The organism is Dankookia rubra (genome assembly GCF_004355005.1).
GTDB lineage: Bacteria > Pseudomonadota > Alphaproteobacteria > Acetobacterales > Acetobacteraceae > Paracraurococcus > Paracraurococcus ruber_A.
This window is the reverse complement of sequence record NZ_SMSJ01000029.1, coordinates 1-24,818: the sequence shown is the minus strand read 5'-3', so window position 1 is coordinate 24,818 and position 24,818 is coordinate 1. Positions and strand designations below refer to the sequence as shown.

The following is a 24,818-nucleotide window of genomic DNA, read 5'->3' as shown; positions in this document are numbered from 1 at the left end:
GGCTAGGAGGCGCGGCGGCGCCGGTCCCGCAGGATGCCGAAGGCGAGCAGCAGCGCGATCACCGCGCAGGCGATCGGCGCCGCGGTGCCGAGCACCTGGGGAAACCAGGCGAAGGTGCCCCAGGACAGGCCGAGCGCGGTGACCGCCGCGCCGAAGCCGTAGAACCGGGCCAGCGCGAAGCTGCCGGCGAGGCTCGCCACGATCAGGGCGGCGATCATGGCGCGGAATGCCCGGTTGCCGGGTCTGCCGAAGACGTCCTCATGCCGGGAGCCTAGCAGCGCCCGCCCCGCGGGTTCAACGCGCCGTCCAGCGCCCCAGCAGGAAGCCCAGCAGCAGCGTCGCGCCGAGCAGCGCCACGACCTCGCCGAACAGCGCATGCGCCAGCGGCAGGCCGATCACCGCGGCGACCACCAGGATCGCCACCCAGCGCCAGCGGCGCCAGCCGACCAGCGGCGGCGGACCATGGGGCATGCCGCGGGGCGCGGGCTGGCGCGGCGCCGGGCGCGCGGCGGGGCGTCCCTTCGGCGCCTGCCGGGCGCGGGCGCTGCCGCTCATTCCGGCAGCATCCCGCCGGCCCGGGCGCGGCCGTAGAGCGCGCCGATCAGCGTGGCGAAGGCCGGGTCCACCGCCATGGCCGGGTCCATCCGCGGCGCGGTGTCCGCGCGGGTCACGCCATGCGCCCGCCAGGCGGCGCCGTCGCTCAGCACGTTCTGCAGGAAGCCTTGCATGCGGTCGCAGCCCATGGCGAAGCGCGCCTCCGGCGTCGCCCCGGCCTCGAATTCCTCCCAAAGGGCGCGGAGCGTCCGGCCGAGGTCCACCGGCAGGGCGCCGAAGACGATGGCGGCCGCGGCGGTCTCGCGCTCCGCCTGCGTCGCGCGGCCGGCGGGGTCGTAGGCATAGGTGTCGCCGGCCTCGATCTCGACCAGGTCGTGCACCGCGATCAGCGACAGCGCGTGGCCGAGGTCGATCTCCGCCGCGACCTCCCGGTGCAGCAGCACGGCGATCAGGGCGAGGTTCCAGCAATGCTCGGCGCTGTTCTCCCGCCGCGCGCCGCCACCGGGCAGTGGCACCAGGCCGCGCCGCTCCACCGTCTTCAGCCGGTCGGCGAGCGCGAGGAAGTCGAGCAGCGCGGCGGCGCGGGCCGGGTCCATGCCGGCGCTACCTGCGGGCGGCGCCGCGGCCGATGGCGATCCCGGCGCCGAGCGCCAGCAGGATCGCCAGGACCGGCGAATGGAAGACGAAGGTGACGATGCTCCAGACCAGGCCGGCGACGGCGAGCGTCACCCAGATCGCCAGCGCCACGCCCATGAAGACCATTGCCAGCGGCAGGCCGATGACCAGCAGCAGGCCGAGGAGGATCCAGCCCATCGCGGTCAGGCCTCCCGTCCCAGCGTCTCCATCAGCTCACGCCACTCGCGCTTCGACAACCCGCTGCCGGCCTGCTGCACGGCCTCCCCGGCCAGCATCCGCCGCACGATCGACAGCATGCCGGAGGAAAGCGTCACCGCGCCCATGCGGTAGTCGCGGAAGGCTTCGGTGCAGGCGGGAACCCAGGCCTCGGCGGTCTGCAGCATGGCCTCGGCATAGACGCGGATCTCGTACTGCGCATGCGGGTCGGCGCGCAGCCTGAGGAAGTGGAAGAGGTTGTGGAGGTCGGTCTTCCAGTACCACTGCGTATAGGTGTTGAGCGTCAGGTTCATCCGCGCCAGCTCGCGCGCCAGGCCGTCGCGGCCGGGGTCCACCGGGTTGCCCGCCTCGTCCTCGTTCAGCATCCAGGCATAGTGGTCGTAGGTCTGCGTCGCGTCCTGCCGCAGCAGGTCGAGCACCCGCGCGGCCTCCTCGCCCTGCAGCAGCTCGCCGCGGCCCTGGCGGTTGCTGCTGGACTGCGCCGCGAGCTGGGCGGGCCCGGGGATGTAGAACTCGCGGTCGAGGATGGAGTAGCGCGCGGAATACTCGTTCACGTTGGCGGTGCGGTGGCGGATCCACTGCCGCGCCACGAAGATCGGCAGCTTCACGTGGTACTTGATCTCGCACATCTCGAAGGGCGTGGAGTGCCAGTGCCGCATGAGGTAGCGGATCAGGCCGCGGTCCTCGGTGACGGCGCGGGTGCCCCGCCCGTAGGAGACGCGGGCGGCCTGCACCACCGCGGCGTCGTCGCCCATGTAGTCGATCACCCGGACGAAGCCGTGGTCCAGCACGGGCAGCGCCTGGAACAGCAGCGCCTCCAGCCCCGGCGCCACGGGACGGCGGGTGCGGCCCTCCGCGGCGCGGGCGGCCTCGATCTCCTGCATCTGGGCATCGGTCAGCGGCATCCGGGGGTCCCCTGCTGGCCGCGGCAACTCCCCCGGGGAGGGAAGCCGCGGCGCCGGGCCTTCTAGCCCGCGGCCCGGCCGCGAGGGAACAGCCCAGCCGAGTCGCCCGGCCCGGGATGGCGCCGGCGGCGACGGGGGGGCAGGATGCCCCCTGCCCCACCCCGCCGAGGAAGCCCGATGTCCCTGCTGGACGCCATCCGCCGCCACCACCCCGAGCTGACCGCGATCCGCCAGGACCTGCACGCCCATCCCGAGCTCGGCATGGCCGAGCACCGCACCGCCGCCCTGGTCGCCGAGAAGCTGGAATCCTGGGGGATCGAGGTGCATCGCGGCGTCGGCGGCACCGGCGTCGTGGGCGTGCTGCGCGCCGGCCGCGGCAACCGCGCGATCGGCCTCAGGGCCGACATGGACGCCCTGCCGCTCGAGGAGCTGAACGACGTTCCCTACCGCAGCACCGCGCCGGGGCGGATGCATGCCTGCGGCCATGACGGCCACACCACCATGCTGCTCGGCGCCGCCCGCCACCTGGCGGAAACGAAGAACTTCGACGGCATCGTCCACTTCATCTTCCAGCCCGGCGAGGAAGGCTGCGGCGGGGCGCTGGCGATGCTGGAGGACGGGCTCTTCGAGCGCTTTCCCTGCGATGCGATCTACGGCATGCACAACCGCCCCGGCATGCCGGTCGGCGACTATGCCATCCGCCCAGGCCCGGTGGCGGCCGGCGGCGCCTTCTTCGACATCACCGTGACGGGGAAGGGCAGCCACGGCGCGCGGCCGGAGGCCAGCATCGACCCGGTGCTGACCGCCTGCCACATCGCCACCGCGCTGCAGAGCATCGTCTCCCGCACCGTCAACCCGCGCGACCCCGCGGTCGTCAGCGTCACCAAGGTGCAGGGCGGCGAGGCCTACAACGTCATCCCCGAGACCGCGACCATCGCCGGCACCGCCCGCTTCTTCTCGCGCGAGGTCGCCGGGCAGATCGAGGCCGGGCTGGCGCGGATGGCGGAAGGCGTCGCCGCCGGCTTCGGCGCGACCGCGAGGCTCGACTGGCGGCTGATCTTCGCGCCGACGGTGAACGACCCGGAGCAGGCGGAGGCCTATGCGCGGGCCGCCGCCGCCCTGGTCGGCGAGGCGAAGGTCGCGCGCGACAAGCCGCCGGGCATGGGCTCGGAGGACTTCTCCTTCATGATGGAGAAGGTCCCCGGCGCCTATATCCATGTCGGCAACGGCGACAGCGCCTCGGTCCACAACCCGCGCTACCAGTTCAACGACGCCGCCATCCCCTATGGCGCCGCGCTCTATGCCGAGGTGGTGGAGCAGGGGCTGAGGAAGGCCGAGGCGTAGCGGCGCCGCGCCGCGAATGAGGGGCCCGGGGAGGATGCCGCCTGCCCGGCCCCGCCTGCCTCATTCAGGCAGCCCGGCGGCCCGCAGCGCCTCGGCATAGGTCCGCGCCATCGCCTCCAGCGGCACCGGGATGCGGGCGAAGAAGCCCGAGACCGTCAGCCCCGGCTCGATCCGCAGCAGGTCCTGCACCGCCCGCGCCGCCCGTTCCGGCTGGCCGGCCTTGACCAGCGCCACCGCCAGCACGCGGAGCGCCGCGGCGAAGCGCGGGTTCTGCGCCAGCGCCCGCTCCGCCCAGGCCACCGCCCCGGCATGGTCGCCCTCGATCACCGCGGCGATCGCCATGGTCCCGGTCATCAGCCAGCCCCGCGGGTCGCGCGGGTTGAGCCGCAGCGCCCGCGCGACCATGCCGCGGCCCGCCTCGCCGTTGCCGCACATCGTCTCGATCCAGCCGGCAAGGGTCAACGCCATGGCGGAATTCGGGTTGAGCAGCAGCGACCGGGCGAAGAGCGCCCGCGCCCGCTCGCCTGCCTCCGGCGCCATGTTCCACAGCGCGAAGGCGGCCATCCAGAGCACCTGCGCGTCGTCCGGCGCGCACCCGGCCGCCGCCCGGGCGAGCCGCACCGCCTCGGCCCGGCCCGCCGCGTCCTCCGGCGCCCAGCCCTGGACATGCCGCTGCGCGTGGCAATAGGCCGCGGCGGCCATGGCCTGCGCGTTGTCCGGCTCGAGCGCCAGCGCCTGGCCGAGGCAGTCGAGCGCCGCCGCCATGCCCTCGGCGGTGAAGGCGGCCTCCAACGCCCGGGCCCGCAGCAGCAGGTCGTAGGCATCGAGCCGCCCGGGCCGGGCGCGGCCGATCTCGGCGGCCTGCAGCGCCGGCTCGATCGCCGCGACGACGTGGGCGGCCACCCGGTCCTGCAGGGCGAAGACCTCGCCGGCATCGCCCTCGAAGCGGTCGGCCCAGAGCTGCGCGCCGGAGCCGGCATCGACCAGCCTCCCGGCGATCCGCAGCCGCTGCCCGTCGCGGCGGACGCTGCCGTCCAGCAGGTAGCCGACGCCGAGCTCCTGCCCGGTGCGGCGGAGGTCGGCCGCCCCGTCCCGGTAGGCGAAGGAGGAATTGCGGGCGATCACGGTAAGACCGCCGACGCGCGACAGCGCGACCAGGATCTCCTCGGCCATGCCCTCGGCGAAGTAGTCCTGCGCCGGGTCGCCGCCCAGGTTGGCGAAGGGCAGGACGGCGAGCGCCGGCGGGCCGCGCCCCGCTGCCGGCGCGTCGGCCGCCTCGGGCGGCGGCTGGGCCACCTCCGCCACCGCGCCGACGAAGCGGAAGCCCTTGCGCGGCAGGGTCCGGATCAGCCGCTGCGCCGCGCCGCTGTCGCCGATGGCGGTGCGGGCCGCGTTCACCCGGCTGCTCAGCGTCGCCTCCGAGACGATGCGGCCCTGCCAGACCGCGGCCAGCATCTCGTCGCGGCCGACCACGCGGTCGCGCGCCCGGACGAGCAGCGCGAGCAGGTCGAAGACCTGCGGCTCGACCGCGACCAGCGCCTCGCCCCGGCGCAATTCCCGCCGGGCGGTGTCGAGGACCAGGTCGTCGAAGCGATAAAGCACGATGCGGCCGCCGCTGCTGTTCCGCAGGCTAGCGCGGATCGCGCGCACCTCCGAACGGCGATCCGCGCGCCCGGGCCTTCACGCCCCGCGGCGGCCGGCCTGCCGCAAGAATCAACCCCGCCCGAAGGTCTGCTCCAGGGCATCTCCAAGCGGCGGGCGGGCGGATCCGGCAGACTGGGGCCCGCCGCAACCGAGAGGGAGGATCCCCGCCATGCCGACCGATGCCATCGACCGAGGCCGCCGCCGCCTGCTCGGCGCCGCCGCCATGACGCTCGCGGCCGCGCCGTCCGGGCTCCCCCGCCCGGCCCGCGCGCAGGCCGCGGCAGCGCCCGGCGGCGAGGCCGCCTTTGCCCCGCTGCGGCAGGTCGAGGCCGGGCCGCTCAGCATCGGCTATGCCGAGGCCGGGCCGCCGGCCGGCCCGCCGGTGATCCTGCTGCATGGCTGGCCCTACGACATCCACACCTATGCCGAGGCCGCGCCGCTGCTCGCCGCCGCCGGATACCGGGTGATCGTGCCCTACCTGCGCGGCTACGGCACGACGCGGTTCCTGTCGGAGGCGACGCCGCGCAACGGGCAGCAGGCGGCGCTGGCGACGGACATCCTCGCGCTGATGGACGCGCTCGGCATCCGGCAGGCGATCCTCGGCGGCTGCGACTGGGGCGCCCGCACGGCCTGCATCCTGGCGGCGCTCTGGCCGGAGCGCTGCCGGGCGCTGGTCTCGGTCAGCGGCTACCTGATCGGCAGCCCGGCGGCCAACCGGGCGCCGCTGCCGCCGCGCGCCGAGCTGGCCTGGTGGTACCAGTTCTACTTCTCCACCGAGCGCGGCGAGGCCGGCTACGCGAAGAACCGGCGGGAATTCGCCCGGCTGATCTGGCAGCTCGCCTCGCCGCGCTGGGCCTTCGACGACGCCACCTTCGACCGCAGCGCCCGGGCTTTCGACAACCCGGACCATGTCGCCATCGTGATCCACAACTACCGCTGGCGGATCGGCCTGGCGGCGGGCGAGCCGCGCTACGATGCGGCCGAGGCGCGGCTGGCCGAGGCGCCGGCGATCCGGGTGCCGACGATCACCCTCGAGGGCGACGCCAACGGCGCGCCGCATCCGGAGCCGGCGGCCTATGCCGGCAGGTTCACCGGCCGCTACGCGCACCGGACGATCGCCGGCGGCATCGGCCACAACCTGCCGCAGGAAGCCCCGCGCGACTTCGCCCAGGCGGTGACCGACGTCGCCGCCGCCTGACCCGACGCGCCACGGAGGACGCCATGCCGACCCGCCGCTCGCTCGCCCCGCTGCTGCTCGCCGCCGGCCCGCTGGCCACCGGCCGCGGCGCCGCGCAATCCCCCGCCGGGGGGCCGGCGCCGGAATTCGCCGGCCTCGACGGCTGGCTGAACAGCCCGGCGCCGCTCACCCTCGGCGGGCTGCGCGGCAAGGTCGTGCTGGTCGATTTCTGGACCTATTCCTGCATCAACTGCCGCCGCACCATCCCCTACCTCAACCGCTTCCAGGCGGAGTACGGGGCGCGGGGCCTGCAGGTCGTCGGCATCCACACGCCGGAATTCGGCTTCGAGCGCATGCGCCGCAACCTCGAGCCGGCGCTGCGCGAGCTCGGCATCGCCTATCCGGTCGGCCAGGACAACGACTTCCGCACCTGGCGGGCCTGGAGCAACCGCGCCTGGCCCGCCTTCTACCTGCTCGACCGCGACGGGCGGATCGTCCTGGTGCGGGAGGGCGAGGGCCATGCGCGGGAGCTGGAAGGCGCGATCCGCGCGCTGCTCGGCCTTGCCCCCGCCGCCGCCCGGCCGGGCGACGACCCCGACCTGTCGCGGGTGCGCTCGCCCGAGGTTTATTTCGGCGCGCTGCACCCGACGCCGCAGGACCGCGCCCAGTCGCCCCGGCGCGGCGAGGCGACCTATGCCTTCCCGGCCAGGGGCCCGGCGCTCGATGCCTACCAGCTCGACGGCGCCTGGGCGCGGGAGGAGGAGGCGCTGGTGCTGCGCTCCCCGCGCGGCGGCCTCCGCCTGCGCTTCTCGGCGGCCAAGCTGCACCTTGTGGCGGGCGCGCCCGATCCCGTCCGGCTCGGCGTCGCGGTGGATGGCGGCGCGGCGCGGGCGGTCGAGGTGGGGCGGCCGACGCTCTACACGCTGCTGGACGGCACGGCCCATGGCGAGCACCTGATCGAGCTCACCGCCGGGACGCCGGGCCTGTCGCTGTTCAGCGCGACCTTCGGCTGAGCCGTCAGAACGGCGCGGGCGCGCCGCGCCGCATCACCGCGACAAGGCCGAGGCAGGCGAAGGCGCCGAGCGCGGCGACGGCGAAGCCGTCGGCATAGGCGAGCACGCTGGCCTGGGTCGTGACCGCCGTGGCCAGCAGCCGCTCCGCCTGCGCCGCCGCCAGCGCCTGGTCGGCCGCATGCGCCCCGAGCCGGGCGGCATAGGCGGCCAGCCGGTCGGCGACGGCGCCGGTGCCGTCGGCCACGTGCAGGCCGATCAGGTTGGCATGCACCTGTTCGCGGATGCGGACGAAGCTCTGCATGAAGGCGGTGCCGACCTCGCCGCCGAAGAGCCGGCTGATCTGCAGCAGGCAGCCGATGGTCAGCGCCTCGGCCGGGACGATGCTGCGCACCAGCAGCACCACCAGCGAGGTCAGCGCGAAGGACTGGCCGAGCGCCTGCAGCACCTGGGAGGGCAGGAAGTCGGCCGTCGCCCATTGGCTGGTGACCTGGCTCGCCATCAGGCAGGCGGTGCCGATCAGCGCCGAGCCGAAGCCCAGCACCCAGCGGCCGTCGATCCGGCGCAGCAGCATCGCCAGCGGCAGCGCGATGACCAGCTGCGGCAGGGCGATCCAGAGCAGGACCTGGCCGACCTGCAGCTCGCGGAAGTTCTGCACCGTCTGCAGGTAGGCCGGGATGATGTAGGCGGTCGACAGGATCATGAAGCGGAAGCCGGCCAGCAGCAGCATCAGGATGGCGAGGTTGCCGCGCAGCAGCATGCGCAGGTTCAGGAAGGGGCGCGGCGTCGTCAGCTCCCGCACCAGGAAGGCCAGCGTCAGGATGCCGCCGCCGGTGGCCAGCCCGACCACCACGCCGCTGCCGCGCCAGTCCAGCCGGTTGCCCTGGTCGAGCGCGGCATAGAGCATGGCGAAGCCGCCCATGGCATAGGCGAGGCCCCACCAGTCCAACTGCCGCAGCAGGCCGGTGTTCACCTTCTCCCGCGGCACGCCGTGCCAGATCGCGGCGAACATGACCGGCAGGGCGACGCAGTACTGCCAGGTGATCCAGTGCCAGGAAAGGGTGTCGGCGTACCAGCCCTCGAGCGAGGCGGCGACGTTCTGCGACAGCTCGGAGTTCATGGCGTAGATCGCCAGGCCGAAGATCACCATGCGCACGGGCAGGCTGCGCACCACGAAGATGATGGTCAGCGGGATGAATGTGCCGGACCCCAGGCCCGAGAGGAATTGCATCGCCAGGAAGGCCGGCAGGTCGTCGGTCAGCGGCCCGATCAGCGAGGTCGTGAAGAACAGGATGATGCCGAGCAGCAGCACCCGCCGCGCGCCGAAGACCGCGCCCAGATAGGGCGAGGCGACGCCCACCACCATCTGGCCGATGCCGAAGCTGGTGGTGATCCAGGCGCCCTCGTCGAAGCCCGCATGCAGCGCGCCGCGCAGGTCGGCCAGGCCGAAGCTGGTCACGCGTGCGCCCAGTGTGCCCATGATCGACCCCAGCAGCACGCCGACCAGGCCGACATAGGGCCGCCAATTGGTGATCTCGAGCCGCGGCGGCGCGAGATGCGCGACCTGCTGCAGCGCCCGGCCGGCGGCGGTGACCGGCGCGAGGTGCTGGCTCACCGCGCGGCCGCCACGGCGGCGCCGGCCTCGCCCTCGCCGGTGTCGATGGTCGCCACAACGGACATCCCCGGCCGCACCAGCGTGCCGAGCGCCGCGTCGGGCTCCAGCACCAGCTTCACCGGCACGCGCTGCACCACCTTGGTGAAATTTCCCGTCGCATTGTCCGGCGGCAGCAGGGCGAAGGTGCTGCCGGTCCCCGGCGACCAGCTCTCGACCCGGCCGCGCAGCACGAGGTCGGGGAAGGCGTCCACCGTGATCCGCGCGGGCTGGCCGACGCGCACCCGGGTCATCTGAGTTTCCTTGAAGTTGGCGATGACCCAGATCCCCGGCAGCGAGACCACGGTGACCACCTGGGTGCCGATATTGACGAACTGGCCCGGTCGCACCTGGCGCTGCCCGGCCATGCCGTCGGCCGGCGCGGTGATGCGCGTGTAGCCGAGCGCGTTGCGCGCCAGGTCGCGCTGCGCCTCGGCGGCGCGCACCTGCGCTTCCAGTTGCTTCTGCTGCACGTCGAGCCCGGCCAGCAGCGCCTTCTGCTGGTCGAGCTGCGCGGTGTTCAGCGCGAGCTGCGCCGCGGTGCGCTTCTCGTTGGCGTCGGCCTGCTCGACCAGCTGCGGCGTGCCGGCCAGGCGGTCGCGGATCAGGTCGCGCTGGCGCTGGGCTTCGAGGTGGTAGCGCAGCAGGTCGGCGCCGGTCGCCTGGATGGTCGCCTCGGCCTGGCGCTGCAGGGCGCGCTGCACGTCGCGCTGGTTGGCGAGGTTCGCCAGGTTGGCCGCCGCCGCGGCGATATTGGCCTCGGCCTGGGCGAGCTGCGCCCGGTAGTCGGAAGGCTCGATCTCCACCAGCAGGTCGCCGCGGCGGACCGCCTGGTAGTCGGCGACGAGGACGCGGGCGACATAGCCGGAAACCTTGGCGGCCAGCGGGGTGAGGTCGCCGGCGAGGTAGGCGTCGTCGGTGCGGGCGTAGCGCACCGCCCCGGTCCAGCGGTTCCAGTTCTCGGCGATCCCCCAGGCGGCGAGGCCGGCACCGATCACCAGGGCGACGCGCAGCAGCGGCCAGAGCCAGCCGAGGCGGGACGGCACGCTGGCGGGGCCGGTCGTCTCGCTCATGCAGGTCACCTTTCGCCGCTATCCGCGCGCCAAGGGATAACCCGGCCGGCGTCGCCGTCGACGATGACGTTGCCGCGCGAAACGCCGGCGGGAACGGCGATGGCCGGGCCGCCAGTCAACGCCCTGGGCGTTTCCGTCCGGGACGATCGCGTGATGTCAGCGGCCCGGCGATTCACGCCCGGGCGCTTCCGCCCGGGACGATCGCGGGCTACGGCGCGTAGGGGTTGGACAGCGTCCCGATGCCCTCGATGGTGACGTCCACCTGCATCCCCGGCCGCATCGGCAGCGCGCCGACCGAGGTGCCGCAGGCGATGACGTCGCCCGGCTGCAGCGTCATCTCGCGCGACAGCAGGGCGACGATGCGGGCGGGGGAAAGGATCATGTCGCTGAGCGGATAGTCCTGCCGAACGCGGCCGTTGAGCGCCACCTTCACCCGCAGCGCGGCCCAGTCGAGCCCGGTGGCGACCGCCGGGCCGATCGGGCCGAAGCTGTCGCAGCCCTTGGCCCGCGCCCATTGCGGGAAGGAGGCATCGGCAAACAGCAGGTCGAGCGCGGTGACGTCGTTGACGCAGGTCAGGCCGAAGATGGCGGCCTCAGCCTCGGCCTCCTCGGCGTTCGACACCTGGCGGCCGATGACCAAGCCAAGCTCGCCCTCGTACAGCACCTTGCCGGCGTAGGTGGCGGGCGGGCGGATCGCCTCGCCCGGGCCGATGACGCTGCGGCTGTTCTTCAGGAAGTAGAGCGGCCCCTCGGGGATGGCGTTGCCCTGCTTCGCCGCCGCCTCGTGGAAGTTGTTCCAGAGGCCGATGAAGGCGCCGGGGCGGACCGGCGCCAGCAGGCGGATATCGGCGAGCGGCAGGCTTTCCCCGGTCGGGGCGGCATTGCCCAGCATGTCGCCGGCATGCACGGCGATGGCCGCGTCCTCCAGCGTGCCGAAGCCTTCGCCACCGTCGCGTGCGAAGCGTACCCAGAGGGCCATCGATGTCACTCCCTTGCGTCGCGCCGGGGTCTACCGGCGGGGCGCGGGGTGTCAACTTGCGCGGACGATCGGGCGCGGCAGGGAGAACAAACGCAGGGAGGAAAGGGTATTCCCTCCCTGAGCCCTTCCCTTCCTTTTCGTGGGCCGGGCGCCACCGCGCGGAGGGTGCCGGACCCAGAAAGGCGGATGAGGGGTCGCGGGGAGAATGCCTTCTCCCCCGGCCTTCCTTAACCGAAGGGCAGCTCCAGCCCCGGCTCGCCCCAGGGCATCGCCGCAAGCTTGCCGCTGAGCGAGAGGGTGACGTAGGCGGTCCGCATCCCCGGCCCGCCGAAGCAGATGTTGGTCGGCATCCGCTCCGGCATCTTCACCACGCCCACGATCTCGCCCTTCGGCGAGACGGTGGTGATCTCGCCGGAGACCAGCGTGGCGACGCAGATGTTGCCCGCTGCCGTCGCCGCGATGCTGTCGAGCCGGCGGTAGCCGGGGAACTGGCAGATCACCCGCCCGCCGTTGCTGGACGGCCAGGGGTCCTTCCGCACCACGCCCGGTCCCTCGATGTCCCAGGCCCAGAGCCGGCCGGTCTCGGTCTCCGCGGCATAAAGCGTGCGGCCATCCGGCGAGAGCGCGATGCCGTTGGCCCCGCCGAAGATCGGGAAGGCGGCCTCGACGATCCTCGAGCCGTCGCTCGCCGCCCAGTAGACGCCGCCATGGTCGCGGTCGCGCGCGCGGACCTTGCCGAGGTCGCTGAACCAGAAGCCGCCCTCCCCGGGCGAGCCCTTGGGCGCGAAGACGATGTCGTTCGGGCCCTTCAGCGTATTCTCGCCGCAGCGGTCGTACAGCACCTTCACGCTGCCGCTGGCGGGGTCGATCACCTCGATCCGGCCGCCCTTGTAGTCCGCCGGCACGCCGTGCGGGCGGAGCCCCTCGGGACCCTCGTGCCAGACGAAGCCGCCGTTGTTGCAGCAGTAGATCTGCCCGCCCGGCCCCATGGCGATGCCGTTCGGCCCGCCGCCCGGCGTCGCCACCGTGGACTTCGTCCCGTCCGGCGCGACCTTGGTCAGCTTGCCCGCGGCGATCTCCACCAGGATGACGCTGCCGTCCGGCAGGGCGATCGGCCCCTCCGGGAAGCGCAGCCCCTCGGCCATGATGGCCAGGCCGGTCGCGTCGCTCATTGGATGTTCCCCCCGCATGTCTTCTGCAAGGGATGATGCGTCAGGCCGGCGGCGCTGCAAACCCGCGGCGCGATGCCGCTACTTCGGCCGCCACAGCTCGACCGGCCCGCGCTCCTCGGCCACCGTGGTGTCCAGCACATAGTCGCGGTTCAGCGTCTCGGTCAGGATCGCCGCCGCGCTCGGGCGCAGCTGCGCCCACCAGCCGCGGTCCACCACCACGATGCGCGGCTTCGTCGCCAGGATGCGCCGGACCTCGGCATCGGTGTCGATGTCGGCCACCTGGGTGAAGCCGCCGGTCAGGTGCGCCGGGAAGACGAAGCGGGTCGGCAGCGCCGCATCGGTCAGCGCATAGACCACGGGGTGGTAGTTGGCGATGAAGATGGCGTCGCCGGGTGCGATCCGCGCGCGGACCGCCTTCGCCACCTCGGCCACCGGGTCCGGCAGCCAGATGCCGAAGCCGCGGCCGACGCGCACCGTCGCCTCCTGCCGCCAGGCCTCCACCGCCACCACCGCGACCAGCGCGACGAAGATCGCCGCGGCGATCCGCGGCCGGGCCAGCCGGGCCAGCCACCAGGCGCCCATCGCCGCCAGGATCGCCATCGGCGGCATCCAGATCAGGAAGTAGTGCGGGTAGTAGAAGCCGGGGCCGACGATCGCCAGGCAGCCGCAGCCGAACCAGACCAGCGCCAGCCGCGCCAGCCGCCCTTCGCGGCCCCGCCGCCAGCCCCAGCGGGCCAGTGCCAGCCCGGCCAGCAGCATCGGCCAGAGCAGCACCAGCAGCGCCACCTGCACCCGCTGCAGCGCCTCCCGCAGGCTCAGCCGCGCCTCGGCATAGCGCAGCGGGGCGAGGAAGGAGCCGTCGAGGAACTCCTTCAGGTCATCCCGCGCCAGGTAGGCGAGGGCGAACAGCGTCGTCGGCAGCAGCACCAGCCCGGCATAGGCCGCCGCCATGGCCAGGGCCCGCCGCCACGGCAGGACCCGCCGCCACAGCGCCGGGACGGTCAGCAGGGCGAAGGCCAGGCACCCCTCCGGCGTCACCACCGGCTTGATGGAGAAGGCGCAGCCCATGGCCAGCCCCATCGGGACCAGGTCGCCCCAGCGCGGCCCCTGCGCGTCCTCGAGCGCCCGCACCGCCGCCCGGGTGCCGAGCGCCATGGCCGAGACCACCAGCGGGGCGAAGAGCACCTCGGTATTGCTGGCGAGGCCGAAGAGCAGGACGGTATGGGCGATGTAGAGGATGGCGGCGGCAAGGCCGACCGGCCGCGGCCCGCCCGCCGCCCGCACCAGCCCATAGAGCGCCCAGCCGGCCGCGGCGACGGTGGTGACGCCCAGCATGCGGATCGTGGCGATGCTCTCGCCGAACAGCCAGATCGCCGCGGCATAGACCGCCGGCGCGCCGATCGGGTGCATGTCCCAGACCGCGACCAGCGGCCAACTGCCGCGCAGCCATTCCCGCGCCTGGACCAGGTAGAGCCCCTCATCCGTGTCGATCACCGTCACGGTGAAGCCGATCCCCCGCAGCAGCAGGGAGGCGCCGAACAGGATCAGCGGCACGAAGGCGGCCTCGACCCAGGCGCGCGCGCGGGTCGCGGGCGAGGCGGCCGGGCCGGGCCCGGGCCGGCTCCCCGCCTCCGGGTTGCCGCTTTGGCCGCGCAGACAGGTTGTGCTCATGCTCTCCACGCCGGGCGGACGGCGTCCCGGGACGGGCGCGACGGCCCGGCCTTATCACGGTTTCCTGAACTGGCGGTGCGATATTCCGCCGCCCCGGCTTGACGGCAGCGGCGGGCGCGGCCGAGCCTTCCCGCATGGCCGATCCCACCGCAACCCCCGGCCGGGCCCCCATGCCGGACCCGGTCACCCTCGCCGTCCTCGACAACCGCCTCCGCGCCATCGTGGAGGAGATGGGGGAGGCGATGCTCCGGACATCCTATAGCCAGATCCTCAACTCCTCCCGCGACTTCTCCATCGCGCTCTGCGACGCGGACTGCCGGCTGGTGGCGCAGGCCGACCACATCCCCGTGCATGTCGGCGCCATGCCCTGGGCGGCCAGGGCCGTGGCGGAAGCCTTCGCCGGCGACATCCGCGACGGCGACACCTTCCTGCTGAACGACCCCTATCACGGCGGCAGCCACCTTCCCGACCTCACCATCATCATTCCCGTCCATGCGGAAGGGGCGTTGCGCTTCTGGTCCGTCGTGCGCGCCCACCAATCGGATATCGGCGGCGCAACCCACGGAGGTTACAACCCCGGCGCGACGGAGATCTGGCAGGAGGGGCTGCGGATCCCCCCGATCCGGCTGGGCGAGGCCGGCTCGCTGCGGGAGGATCTGCTGCGCATGCTGGCGACCAATACCCGCATCCCGCGCGACTTCCGTGGCGACCTGATGGCAATGGTCGGCGCGGCGCGCCTCGGCGAGCAGCGGCTGCGCCCGCTGCTGGCGCGATACGGCGCCGATGCGCTGGATGCCGCGGTCTCCGCCATCCTCGACCTGTCGGAGGCGCATGCCCGGCGGATCCTGGCCACCTGGCCCGACGGCACCTGGCTGGGCGAGGCCATGCTCGACGACGACGGCTTCGACCGCCGCGACATCGCCATCCGCGCCCGGGTCACCAAGCGGGGCGAGGGCCTCACGGTGGACCTGTCGGAGAGCGACCCGCAGACCAAGGGCTTCGTCAATTCCAGCTACCCCAACATGCGCAGCGCCGTCGCGATGGCGTTCGCGTTCCTGCTCGACCCCGACCTCGCCAAGAACGACGGCGCCTTCCGCCCGCTCGAGGTCATCGCCCGGGAAGGCACCGTGGTCTGGGCGCGGGAGGGCGCGCCAGTGACCATGTGCACCAGCCATTGCTCGAACGAGATCGTGGAAGCCATCGTCCGCGCGCTGCAGCACTGCTGCCCCGACCGCGCCATGGGCGGCTGGGGCCGCCGCTTCCGGGTGGCGATCACCGGCCAGGATGCCAGGCGGCCGGGGCGCCGCTTCGTCTGGCACATGTTCCATGCGAGGCCGGGGGGCGGCGGCTCCTCCGGCGGCGACGGCTGGTCCGGCGCGGGCGAGTGGCATTCCGCCGGCGGCCTCAAATTCGGCAGCGTCGAGATGGCCGAGGCGCGCTTCCCCCTGCTCTTCGAGACGCATGAATTCCTCCCCGGCTCGGCCGGGGACGGCCAGCACCGCGGCGGCCTCGGCGGCCAATTGTCGCTGCGGATCGAGAGCGAAGGCCCGGCCGCGGCCAATACCGCCGGCGACGGGGTGCGGCACGGCGCCGCCGGGATGCGCGGCGGGCGGGACGGCCGGCCGCACCACTACCGCCTGCGCCATGCGGACGGCACCGAGCGGGTCCTGCGGACCAAGGAGGTCGGCATCCCCGTCCGGCCCGGCGACCGCCTGCTGGTCGAGGCCGCCGGCGGCGGCGGCTGGGGCCCGCCCGAGGCGCGCGCGCCCGAGGCCCGGGCGCGCGACGCGGCGGAGGGCTACGTCTGATGGCCGCGTCCGATAGCCAGGCGGCCGAACGGGCGCAGCAGAATGGCCTGACGATCGGCATCGATGTCGGCGGCACCTTCACCGACGTGGTCTGCATCGCGGCCGGCGGCGCCCAGACCCTGGCCAAGGCGGCCAGCACCCCGGCCGACCAGTCGGAGGGCGTGGTCGAGGGCCTGCGCAACCTCGCCGCCGCGCTCGGCCTCGACCTCGCCGCGCTGCTGGGGCGCACCGCCCGCATCGTCCACGGCACCACCGTCGCCACCAACGCCCTGCTCGAGCGTAAGGGCGCCCGGATCGGCCTGCTGACCACCGCCGGCCACCGCGACGTCATCGAGATGCGGGAGGGACTGAAGCCCGAGCGCTACGACCTCCGCCTGGCCGCGCCGGAGCCGCTGGTGCCGCGCCGCCTCCGCCTCGGCGTCGCGGAGCGGCTGCGGCCGGACGGCAGCGTGGAGGTGCCGCTCGACCCCGCCTCGCTCGACGCCGCCATCGCCGCGCTGAAGGCCGGGCAGGTCGAAGGCGTCGCCATCGGCTTCCTCCATAGCTGGGCGGCGCCGCAGCACGAGCACGCCGCCGCCGCCGCGGTGGCCGCCGCCATGCCCGGCGCCTTCGTCACCTGCTCGGCCGACGTGCTGCCGCAGATCAAGGAGTTCGAGCGCTTCAGCACTACCGCGGTGAATGCCTATGTCGGCCCCGTGGTTTCCCGCTACCTCGGCAAGCTGGCCGGGCGGCTGGAGCAGGCGGGCTACCGCGGCCCGCTCTTCGTCATCCTCAGCCATGGCGGCGTCGCGCCGGTGGAGGAGGCGGCGCGGCGCGCGGTCGGCACCGCGCTGTCCGGCCCGGCCGGCGGCGTCGCCGCGGCCGTCGCGCTGGCGGCGCAGGGGCTTGGCCAGGACCTCGTCACCTTCGACATGGGCGGCACCTCGACCGACATCGCGCTCGTCACCGGCGGCGAGGCGGCGCTCGGCCGCGGCCGGGTGGTGGGCGGGGAGCGGATCGCGCTCGAGAGCCTCGACATCGTCACCCTCGGCGCCGGCGGCGGCTCGATCGCGCATCTCGGCCCCGGGGGCACGCTGCAGGTCGGGCCGCGCTCGGCCGGCGCGGTGCCGGGGCCGGCCTGCTACGGCCTGGGCGGGGCGGAGCCGACGGTGACCGACGCCAACCTGGTGCTCGGCTACCTCGACGCCGGCAACTTCCTCGGCGGCGCCCGCCGGCTGGACCTGGCGGCGGCCGAGGCCGCGGTCGCCGGCCTCGCCGCCCGGCTCGGCATCACCCCGGCGGCCTGCGCCGCCGGCATTCACGACCTGGTCAATGCCCGCATGGCCGATGGCGTGCGGCTGGCCACCGTCCGCCGCGGCGTCGACCCGCGCGACAGCGCCCTGCTCTCCTTCGGCGGCGCCGCCGGGCTGCACGCGACCGCGGTGGCGCGCGAGCTCGGCCTCCGCCGCGCCGCCGTGCCGCTGTTTGCCGCCGGGCTGTCGGCCTGGGGCATGCTGCACACCGACCTGCGCTACGAGCTGACCCGCAGCGCGGTGACGCCCGCCGGCATGCCCGCCGACGCCGCGCTGCGCGCGCTGTTCGACGGGCTGGAAGCCGAGGGCCGCGGCCGGATGGCGGGCTGGCATGGCGGCGAGACCGCCGCGCGGCGCAGCGCCGACATGCGCTACGGCGAGCAGGTCTTCGAGATCGCCGTGCCGCTCGACGGCATCGACTGGGCCGGCCCCGACCTCGGCGCGCAGATCCGCGCCGCCTTCCACGCCCGCCACCGCGCGCTCTTCACCTACGACCTGCCGGAGGAGGAGGTGGTGCTGGTCAATGCCCGCCTCGCCGTGGTCGGCCTGCTGCCGCGCCATGCCGCGGCGGGCGGCGCCGCGGGCGAGGCGGCGGCCCCGGTGGCGCAGCGCCGCATCCGGCTGGACGGCGCGGCGGTCATGGCGCCGGTGCACCGCTTCGAGGCGCTGGCGCCGGGCCAGGCGGTGGCCGGGCCGGCGATCGTCGAGAGCGCCACCACCACCGTGCTGCTGCGCCCGGGCGATGCCGCGCGGATGGATGCGCGCGGCTGGCTGGAGATCGCGGTGCCGCCGGGCTGATCAGCGCGGATCGCGGCGGGGCAGGATGCCGCCCGCTTCGAACCCGGCGTGATGCCCGCCGGCCGCTCCGTCGCTCGGCACCCCGCGCGCGGTCCCGCCGGTCAGGCGCGCCCGTAGCGCAGGGTGACCGTCGCCGCCGTGGCCGCCACGCGGCGCGGCGCGAGCGCGGCATCCGATCCCGGCTGGCCGCCCAGCCAGCCGCCATGCAGCCCTTCCAGCACCGCCGCGATCCAGGTCCCGTTGGCCTCCGTCCCGGCGGCGATCGATGGCGCGGCATTGTGGCTCAGCACCAGGGCCCGGTCCTGCGGGTCGAGCCCGATCTCCACCCAGCCCCAGTCGCAGCCGGCCAGGCATTCATTGATGCGCGCCTCCAGCTCCGGCAGGCTGCCGCAGGCCGGCAGCGGCATCAGCCCGGCCATCCGCGCGCCCACGGCGCGCAGCAGCGCATCGCGCGAGGCGCCATCGAGATTGGCGTCGAGCGTTTCCACCAGCGCCCGCAGGAAGCCACGCCACTGCGCGGCGACGCCGCGCCGGGCCAGGTAGGACAGGGAACGCTGCTCGTCGACGGCCGTCATGCAACACCTCCGGTAATCGCCGCGGCGGGCCATGCCTGGCCGCCGGTCGTCATGACCGGGACAGGGGCCCGGCCACCGGTTGGTCGCGCGCGCCTGCGACCGGCCGCGCGCCACCTCACCTCGCTCCACCGCATCCTGCCCTTCTCCTGGCGGGTCAGCGATCGAAGCGGTAGCGCGCGAAGACCAGCCCGCGCGCCTCGTTCCAATTGGCCGTGCGGTCGTAGCGCAGCAGCCCGCCGATCCGCAGGTTGGGCGTCACCGAATACTCCACGTCGGCGCGCACGCCGCCGCTGACCCCCGAATGGGTCGAGGCCGGCAGCGTCGAGCGCAGGGTGGGATCCGCGGCCGCGGCGAGATCCGCCTGCGCCTGCATGGCGCTGTCGAGCGGGAAGTACTTCGCCGCGCTCTCGCGGTAGGCCTGGTAGCCGATCGTGCCGCCCAGCCGCCAGGCGAGGTTGCCCTTGCGCGCCCGCCAGTCCAGCGGGAAGAGCGCCGCGGTATAGCTCTGCGGGCTGAAGTACCCGCCATTGCCGTAGGAGAAGAGCCGCTGGTTCTTGTCGTAGGCGAAGTAGACGAGGTCCATGCCGGCGATCAGTTCCTCGTCCGGCTCGCGGTAGACGACCCAGGAGGCACCGGCACCCGCTTCGATGCGGTTGTTCTTCGCCACCTGCGTGCCGTCGAGGCCCGAATAGCCGCCGCCGACGTAGAAGGAGACCGGCTGGGTCCCGACCTCGAGCTGCGCCCTGCCGCCGGTGCGGACCACGCCGCCCCAGCTACGGCCGGAATTCACGTCCCGCATGCCGGACCAGGACAGCAGGCTGTCCGTGACCGGCCGCCGCTCCCCGGTCACCCGCAGCTTCAGGGTATCGGTCAGCGCCGGCGCGATCTCGACGCCGCCGATGATGTTCTGCTCGCGGAAGCCGAGCGGCGTGGTGCCGATATCCGCGGTGAAGGCATTGCGCGAATAGGCGAGGCCCAGCCCGACGCCGGAGGCGGTGTCGTCGCGCGGCGTGTAGCGGTCGCGGGTCGCCTGGCTCGGCCCGGCGGCCTGGCCGGCCGGCTGGCGCAATTCCGGCACGAGCATGTTGGTGCCGAAGCTGCGCAGCGTGCTGAGGTTGCCGTTGTCGAGCTGGCCGGTCGAGATCGTCACCGGCGTCACCGTGGCGGTGAAGCGGCCGCCGAGCGCGCCGACGGGCAGCGAGGCGCTGACCGGCGCGCTGACATCCGACAGCCGGTCGAGCCCGGCGGTGCCGGAGCGGAAGCGCATCGCCAGCGCCCCCTGGATGCGGCCGGAGGCTTCCTCCCGCACCGAGGCGAGCTCGCGCGCCACCTCGGCCGCCACCGGATCGGCGCCGGGGACGACCGAGGAGGAAGCGCTGCCCGGCACCGCGCCGCGGAAGGGATTGCCCGGCCCGCCGACATTGGCCGAGACCTGCACCACCTTGCCCTGGCTGCGGAGCTGGTCCTGCGCCCGTTCCAGCGCCCGCAGGGCGCGGCCGGAATTGCCGCCGGCGCGGGCGATCTTCGCCTCCATCAGCGGGACGCGCGGATCGTTCGGATTGAAGGCCCGCGCCTCGACCAGCAGCGCCTCGGCGCGGCCCCAGTCGCGCTGGGAGATCGCCGCATCCACCGCGGCCATCCGCGCATCCATGCTGCGCGGGTCGCCCCGCAGCACGGCTTCGGCGACCTGCGCCGCCTGGTCCGGCTGCCGCGCGCCCTGGTACAGCCGGGCCAGCGCGAGATTGGCCTGCGGGTTGGTCGGGTCGCGGCCCAGCACGGGCGCCAGCGCCTCATAGGCCGCGGCCTGGTTGCCCTGCTCGTTCAACCTGTCGGCGGTGCGGATGGCGAAGCCCGCCTGCAGCGCCGCCGCCTGCCGGCGATCCTCGGCCGAAAGGCCGGGCTGGCTTTCGACCGAGCGGGCGATCTGCACCGCCTCGCGCTCGGCCCCCGCGCCCAGCAGCGCGCCGGCGATGGCCAGCCGCGCCGCGGCCGGAGCGCCGGCATTGGCCGAAACGGCGGCCCGCCCGGCTTCCGCCGCGCCCTGTGCGTCGCCCAGCGTGCCGAGCGCCCGCACCGCCAGCGCGCCGGCGCCCCCCGTCGGGTCCGGCCGCGCCGCGATGGCGACCAGCGCCGCGCGCCCCTCGGCCCGCGACCCCATCCGCCAGGCCGACACCGCGCGGTCCACCTCGGACGCCACCCGGCTGCGGGCGAGCTGGCGGCTCATGTCCGCCGTGCGCTGCTTCGCCGGGATGCGGTTCAGGTAGGCCGCGGCGTCATTCGGCCGGCCATCCTCCTCGGCGAAGAGCGCCGCGGCGTGCAGCCCCTCCGCCCCGCCGCCGGCGCCGAGCGCGCCCATCAGCTCGCGCGCTTCCGCCTGCTGGCCTTGGCGCGACAGCAACCGCGCCAGGTCGAGCCGGATCCAGGGGCTGCCGGGGTCGAGCGCCAGCGCTTCCCGCAGCCGGACCAGCTGGTCCTCCGGGTCGTTGGCGCGCTGCGCCTCGGCCCGCAGCTGGCTGGCGCGGCCGGCATTGGTGCCGGCCTCGTTCGCGGCCTGGCGGACCCGGCCCTGCAGCGCCTCGGCCTCGGCAAAGCGGCCCTGCTGCTGCAGCACCTCGTAGAGGCCGCTGGTGGCGGCGCCGAGGTTGGGCCGGCGCGCCAGCGCGGCGCGATAGCGCGTCTCCGCCCCGGCATGGTCGCCGCGGCGGAGCGCGATGTCGCCCAGCAGCGCCTCGGCATCGGCGCGGTCGGCGGCGTCGCGGCTCAACGCGCGGCGCAGGCTCTGCTCGGCGGCGTCGAGGTCGCCGGCCTGGATCTGGCTGCGCGCGCCGGCAAGGTCGGCGGCATAGCCGGCGCCGTCCAACGCCTTCTGCCACTGCGCCCGCTTCGCGGGATCGAGCCGGATGGCGCGCTCCAGCAGGCTGCGCGCCTCCCCGTAGCGGCCTTCGCGCAAGCGCACGATGCCGAGCCCGCCGATCGCATCGGCATCCCCGGGGTTGGCGGCGATCGCCGCCTCGAAGTCGCGGCCGGCATCGCGGGCGCGGTTGGTGTTCAGCAGCTCGAAGCCGCGCAGCCGCGCGGTGGCGGCCTCGTCCGGCGGGCCGCCGGGCTGCGGCGCGCGGATCTCCTGCAGCCGCTGGGCCACCGCTGGGTCGTTCGGGTTGCGCGCGAGGAAGGCCTCGAGCTCCGGCGCCATGGCCGGGTTCGGCCCGGCCCAGAGCAGCGCCTGGCGCCAGGCATTGGTCGCGCCGCCGCCGGCATCGCTGCCGGAGGCGAGGCGGCGCAGCCGGGCGATGCCATCGGCCCGGGTCGCGTCGCGGTAGGTCAGGATCTGCGCATAGGCGAGTTGCAGCCGGGCATCGCTCGGCGAGCGCTCGACCAGCCGGGCGAGGCCGGACCGCGCCTCCTCGTACCCGCCTTCGGTGCCCGCCAGGGTGGCGTAGAATTCCTGGGCGTAGGAATCCGGCGGCGTCGGGCTGCGGAACAGCTCGCGGTACTGCGCCACCGCCTCGGCGCCCCGGCCGGCCTGGGCGAGGCGGCGGGCTTCGAGCAAGGCATTCTGGTCGACGGTGGCGGCACGGACGGTGACATCCGTCTCCTGCAGCCGCTGGTCGGCGGGGGAGACGGCGCGCAGCCGGGCGATCAGCGCATCCGCCGCCGCGCGGTTGCCGAGCTGCGCCTGCGCCTGGGCTGCGCTGGCCAGGGCTTCCACGTTGCGCGGATCGGCGGCGAGGACCCGGTCGAGCGCCCTTACCACCTGGTCCGGCCGGTTCTGCAGGCGCCAGTAGTTCGCCTGCTCCAGCAGCGTGGCGATCGCCTTGTCGGTACCCGGCGGCGTCGCCACGGCGAGTACCTGCGCCGAGGCCGGATCGCTGGCGAGCAGGAGAAGGACCGCCGGGGCCAGGGCGGCGCCGGCGAGCAGTCGGGTGCGGTGGGTCACGCCGTGCGCTCCCGCAGCCGGCGGGCGGCACGGCGGCGCAGCAGCCAGTAGACCGGCCCGGCCATCAGCAGCGGCGCGATGACGAGCATCACCAGCAGCGACAGCGGGCTGTCGCCCAGCAGGTATTGCGGCCAGAGCCAGAAGGGCAGCCAGCCGACGGTATAGCGGTTGCCGAGCGCATAGCCCTGCACCTTGCCGCCGGTCAGCAGCACCATGTCGCCCTGCACGCGCGGCAGTTGCTCGGGATCGCGCAGCGCCTGCACCATGGCCTCCACCGCGGCCGGCGTGCTGCCGCTGAGGGCGACGACCGAGCGGCCGGGGGTGAGCGGGGATTCGAAGCCGATCAGGGCACCCAGCCCCTCGCCCGGCGCCAGCAGCTGCGCCGCCGCGCGTTCCGCCAGGCCACGCTTGTCGACGCCGCCGAAGACATGCCGGATATTGGCCACCGCGTCCGGCAGGGCGACGGACAGGCGGTTGCCATCCAGCTGCACCGGGCCGTCCTTCAACAACTGCTGCAACGCCGGCTGGCGGCCGAGCGCGCCGACCACGATCAGGTCGAGGCCCGCCACCTGCGGGATGCCCTGCGGCCGCACCACCTGCAGGCCCGTCGCCGGCAGGCCGACGATCGCCGAAAGCCGACCGATTAGGCCGAGGAAGGCCGACATCTCCTGCGGATGCGGCCGGTCCGGCAGGACTGCGGCGGTGCCCGACAGGTCGGCCTGCTTGGTGAAGGGGAAGCCCGCGCCGGCGAAGAAGGCCAGGTTCGGCAGGGTGGTGAAGCGATAGCTATCCGACAGGTCGATCGTGCTGTCGGGGTCGATCGAGGCGCGGATGTCGCCCGGCACCGCGACGCAGTCGCCGCGCGCCATCGGTTTCATGTCGAAGCGCAGCTGCAGCTCGTTCTGGCCGAAGACGATCCAGGGCGGCATCCCGGCCTGGCCGCTGCGGCGGTCCGGCTGGCCGATCTGCTGGCTGATCCATGACCAGGGCCAGGACGGCTCGGCGCCCTGCAGCGGGAAGCTGCGGAGGTAGAGATCGTTCACCGCCACGTCGAGCCGCGAGACGGAGGTGTCGATGATCGGCCCGGGCGGACCGCGGTAGCGGATATCCGTCCTGAGCGGCCGGTTGCGCCAGGTATAAAGGTCGGGCGCGGTGCGGAAGGGGACGGAGATGGCGCCCGGCGAATAGCCGAAGGCCTGCAGCTCGGACGGGTCGACCAGTTCGCCGAGGCGGACCGGGCGGTCGCCGTGCACCCAACGCGGCGCGTCATAGGGTTGCCGCGGCGTGACCTCGGGCGGCTGGACCAGCGCGAGCTCGCCCGACAGCGCGGCACGGCCGACCGCGAGCGCCGTGGCCGCGCTCGCCGCCTCGGCCCCGCTGCGGCCGCCGATGACCAGGATCGTGCCATAGGGGTCGCCCGGATGCGGCACCAGCGCGATGGTCGGGCCATCGAAGCGCGGCAGGGTGAGGCCCGGGACGGCATCCGGCCCGGCGGCGATCACCACCGCATGGCCGCGCGAGGGCAGCGAGGCGGAAACCGGGAATTCGGCGCCGCGGTAGTCCGCCTGCACCGCGAACCAGGAGGCGGCGACGGCCGCGGCGCGGATGGCTTCGTTGCCGGCGCCTTCGGGCAGCACCACCGGCAGGTTCAGCGGGCTGCGGATCAGCCGCTGGTCGAAGAAGGGCTCCGGCAGCCGGGCCAGGTCGCGGGTCGGCGGCAGCTTCTCCAGCAGCAGGTGCAGCGTGGAGGTATCGGAGATGGTCGACCAGAGCAGGCCCGAGAGCGGGTCGTTGCACTCCACCGCGTAGCGGCCGGAGAAGCGGAAGTTCAGCCGGTTGGTATCGGCGAAGAAGACCGGGTTCACCGGGAATTCCATCGGCCCGAAGCTCGGCCGCGAGCGGTCGGGCTGGATCGCGCCGACGAACTGCTCGTTCAGCGCGACGGCGATCTGGCTCAGCTCGGGGATCAGCGCCGGGGAGGTCGCGCCCTGCAGCACCAGCCGCGCCTGGGTCACCACCTCGTCGCCGCGGATGCCGAAGAGCACGCCCTGCAGGTCGGTGGTGCCGCGCAGCTGCATCGGCGCGCGCAGGCCAAGCTGGCGCAGCGTATAGGAGATCCGCCGGGTGCCGGCACCGGCGTCCTGGCCGGCGGGTGCGGCGGCGACCGGCGCGGGGAATGTCGGCGCGACGTAGGCCGGAGCGGGCGCGGCGTAGGCCGGCGGTGCCGCGGCGGGTGACGGCGCCGCGGGCACCATCGCGGCAGGTGCCGATGGGGCGGGCGCCAGCGGCGCCGGCGCCTGGCCACGCGACTGCGCCGTCGCCGCACCGGGCAGCGCCAGGCCGAGGGCCAGCAGCCAGGCCGCGGCGCGGCTGCC

General features: G+C 74.4%; 19 protein-coding genes. 5 read left to right on the top strand and 14 right to left on the bottom strand.

The annotated features are described in order from the left end of the window. Window positions 1-2 precede the first annotated feature (2 nt). From E2C06_RS19430 to thyX, 5 genes are all read right to left on the bottom strand, one after another. The gene (locus E2C06_RS19430; protein WP_133290273.1) at window positions 3-218 is read right to left on the bottom strand and encodes a hypothetical protein; all 216 of its coding nucleotides are present in this window, start codon (window positions 216-218) and stop codon (window positions 3-5) included. A gap of 76 nt (window positions 219-294) precedes the next feature. Beyond that, the gene (locus E2C06_RS19425) at window positions 295-555 is read right to left on the bottom strand and encodes a hypothetical protein (RefSeq protein ID WP_133290272.1); all 261 of its coding nucleotides are present in this window, start codon (window positions 553-555) and stop codon (window positions 295-297) included. After that, window positions 552-1,151 carry an HD domain-containing protein gene (locus E2C06_RS19420; protein WP_133290271.1) on the bottom strand — a complete coding sequence of 200 codons (600 nt, stop codon included), beginning with the start codon at window positions 1,149-1,151 and terminating at the stop codon, window positions 552-554. Before E2C06_RS19420 ends, E2C06_RS19425 begins: the two co-directional genes overlap by 4 nt. A 7-nt stretch (window positions 1,152-1,158) precedes the next feature. After that, window positions 1,159-1,368, bottom strand: a complete 210-nt coding sequence (locus tag E2C06_RS19415; protein ID WP_133290270.1) for a hypothetical protein — start codon at window positions 1,366-1,368, stop codon at window positions 1,159-1,161. Window positions 1,369-1,373: 5 nt separating this feature from the next. Then, the gene (gene thyX, locus E2C06_RS19410) at window positions 1,374-2,312 is read right to left on the bottom strand and encodes an FAD-dependent thymidylate synthase (RefSeq protein WP_133290269.1); all 939 of its coding nucleotides are present in this window, start codon (window positions 2,310-2,312) and stop codon (window positions 1,374-1,376) included. A gap of 177 nt (window positions 2,313-2,489) precedes the next feature. Here thyX and E2C06_RS19405 point away from each other — a divergent pair, with 177 nt between their 5' ends. After that, complete coding sequence (locus E2C06_RS19405; RefSeq protein WP_133290268.1) at window positions 2,490-3,656, top strand: M20 aminoacylase family protein; 1,167 nt, start codon at window positions 2,490-2,492, stop codon at window positions 3,654-3,656. A gap of 60 nt (window positions 3,657-3,716) precedes the next feature. Here the strand turns inward: E2C06_RS19405 and E2C06_RS19400 are convergent, their stop codons facing one another. Beyond that, window positions 3,717-5,306, bottom strand: a complete 1,590-nt coding sequence (locus E2C06_RS19400) for a winged helix-turn-helix domain-containing protein (protein ID WP_206664601.1) — start codon at window positions 5,304-5,306, stop codon at window positions 3,717-3,719. Between the two features lie 163 nt (window positions 5,307-5,469). Here E2C06_RS19400 and E2C06_RS19395 point away from each other — a divergent pair, with 163 nt between their 5' ends. Beyond that, on the top strand, window positions 5,470-6,498 hold the full coding sequence (locus E2C06_RS19395; protein WP_133290267.1) for an alpha/beta fold hydrolase: 1,029 nt from the start codon (window positions 5,470-5,472) through the stop codon (window positions 6,496-6,498). A gap of 23 nt (window positions 6,499-6,521) precedes the next feature. After that, entirely contained in the window at window positions 6,522-7,490 is a 969-nt protein-coding gene (locus E2C06_RS19390) for a redoxin family protein (RefSeq protein ID WP_133290266.1), read from the top strand. A gap of 4 nt (window positions 7,491-7,494) precedes the next feature. Here the strand turns inward: E2C06_RS19390 and E2C06_RS19385 are convergent, their stop codons facing one another. The 5 genes from E2C06_RS19385 to E2C06_RS19365 all read right to left on the bottom strand — a co-directional run bounded on the left by E2C06_RS19385 (window position 7,495) and on the right by E2C06_RS19365 (window position 14,033). Beyond that, a complete protein-coding gene (locus E2C06_RS19385; RefSeq protein WP_206664600.1) occupies window positions 7,495-9,102 on the bottom strand; it encodes an MFS transporter in 1,608 nt (535 codons plus the stop codon). Further along, the gene (locus E2C06_RS19380) at window positions 9,099-10,211 is read right to left on the bottom strand and encodes an HlyD family secretion protein (RefSeq protein ID WP_133290265.1); all 1,113 of its coding nucleotides are present in this window, start codon (window positions 10,209-10,211) and stop codon (window positions 9,099-9,101) included. Before E2C06_RS19380 ends, E2C06_RS19385 begins: the two co-directional genes overlap by 4 nt. 208 nt (window positions 10,212-10,419) lie before the next feature. Further along, the gene (locus E2C06_RS19375) at window positions 10,420-11,190 is read right to left on the bottom strand and encodes a fumarylacetoacetate hydrolase family protein (protein ID WP_133290264.1); all 771 of its coding nucleotides are present in this window, start codon (window positions 11,188-11,190) and stop codon (window positions 10,420-10,422) included. A gap of 227 nt (window positions 11,191-11,417) precedes the next feature. Further along, window positions 11,418-12,362, bottom strand: coding sequence for an SMP-30/gluconolactonase/LRE family protein (locus E2C06_RS19370; protein ID WP_133290263.1), 945 nt, complete (start codon window positions 12,360-12,362; stop codon window positions 11,418-11,420). 78 nt (window positions 12,363-12,440) lie between these two features. Continuing rightward, entirely contained in the window at window positions 12,441-14,033 is a 1,593-nt protein-coding gene (locus E2C06_RS19365) for an ArnT family glycosyltransferase (RefSeq protein ID WP_133290262.1), read from the bottom strand. 134 nt (window positions 14,034-14,167) lie between these two features. Between E2C06_RS19365 and E2C06_RS19360 the strand changes: the two genes are divergently transcribed. Both E2C06_RS19360 and E2C06_RS19355 read left to right on the top strand, forming a co-directional pair. Continuing rightward, on the top strand, window positions 14,168-15,841 hold the full coding sequence (locus E2C06_RS19360) for a hydantoinase B/oxoprolinase family protein (protein ID WP_241671366.1): 1,674 nt from the start codon (window positions 14,168-14,170) through the stop codon (window positions 15,839-15,841). Then, on the top strand, window positions 15,841-17,931 hold the full coding sequence (locus E2C06_RS19355; RefSeq protein ID WP_133290261.1) for a hydantoinase/oxoprolinase family protein: 2,091 nt from the start codon (window positions 15,841-15,843) through the stop codon (window positions 17,929-17,931). The genes E2C06_RS19360 and E2C06_RS19355 overlap by 1 nt, the downstream gene beginning before the upstream one ends. A 101-nt stretch (window positions 17,932-18,032) precedes the next feature. Here the strand turns inward: E2C06_RS19355 and bcsD are convergent, their stop codons facing one another. The 3 genes from bcsD to E2C06_RS19340 form a co-directional block, all read right to left on the bottom strand. Further along, window positions 18,033-18,506: a cellulose biosynthesis protein BcsD gene (bcsD, locus tag E2C06_RS19350; RefSeq protein ID WP_165982503.1), complete on the bottom strand. Its 474-nt coding sequence runs from the start codon at window positions 18,504-18,506 to the stop codon at window positions 18,033-18,035. Window positions 18,507-18,660: 154 nt separating this feature from the next. Then, complete coding sequence (locus E2C06_RS19345) at window positions 18,661-22,443, bottom strand: cellulose biosynthesis protein BcsC (protein WP_133290259.1); 3,783 nt, start codon at window positions 22,441-22,443, stop codon at window positions 18,661-18,663. Continuing rightward, the coding region (locus E2C06_RS19340) for a cellulose biosynthesis cyclic di-GMP-binding regulatory protein BcsB (RefSeq protein WP_133290258.1) at window positions 22,440-24,818 on the bottom strand (2,379 nt) is incomplete at its 5' end. The genes E2C06_RS19345 and E2C06_RS19340, both read right to left, overlap by 4 nt.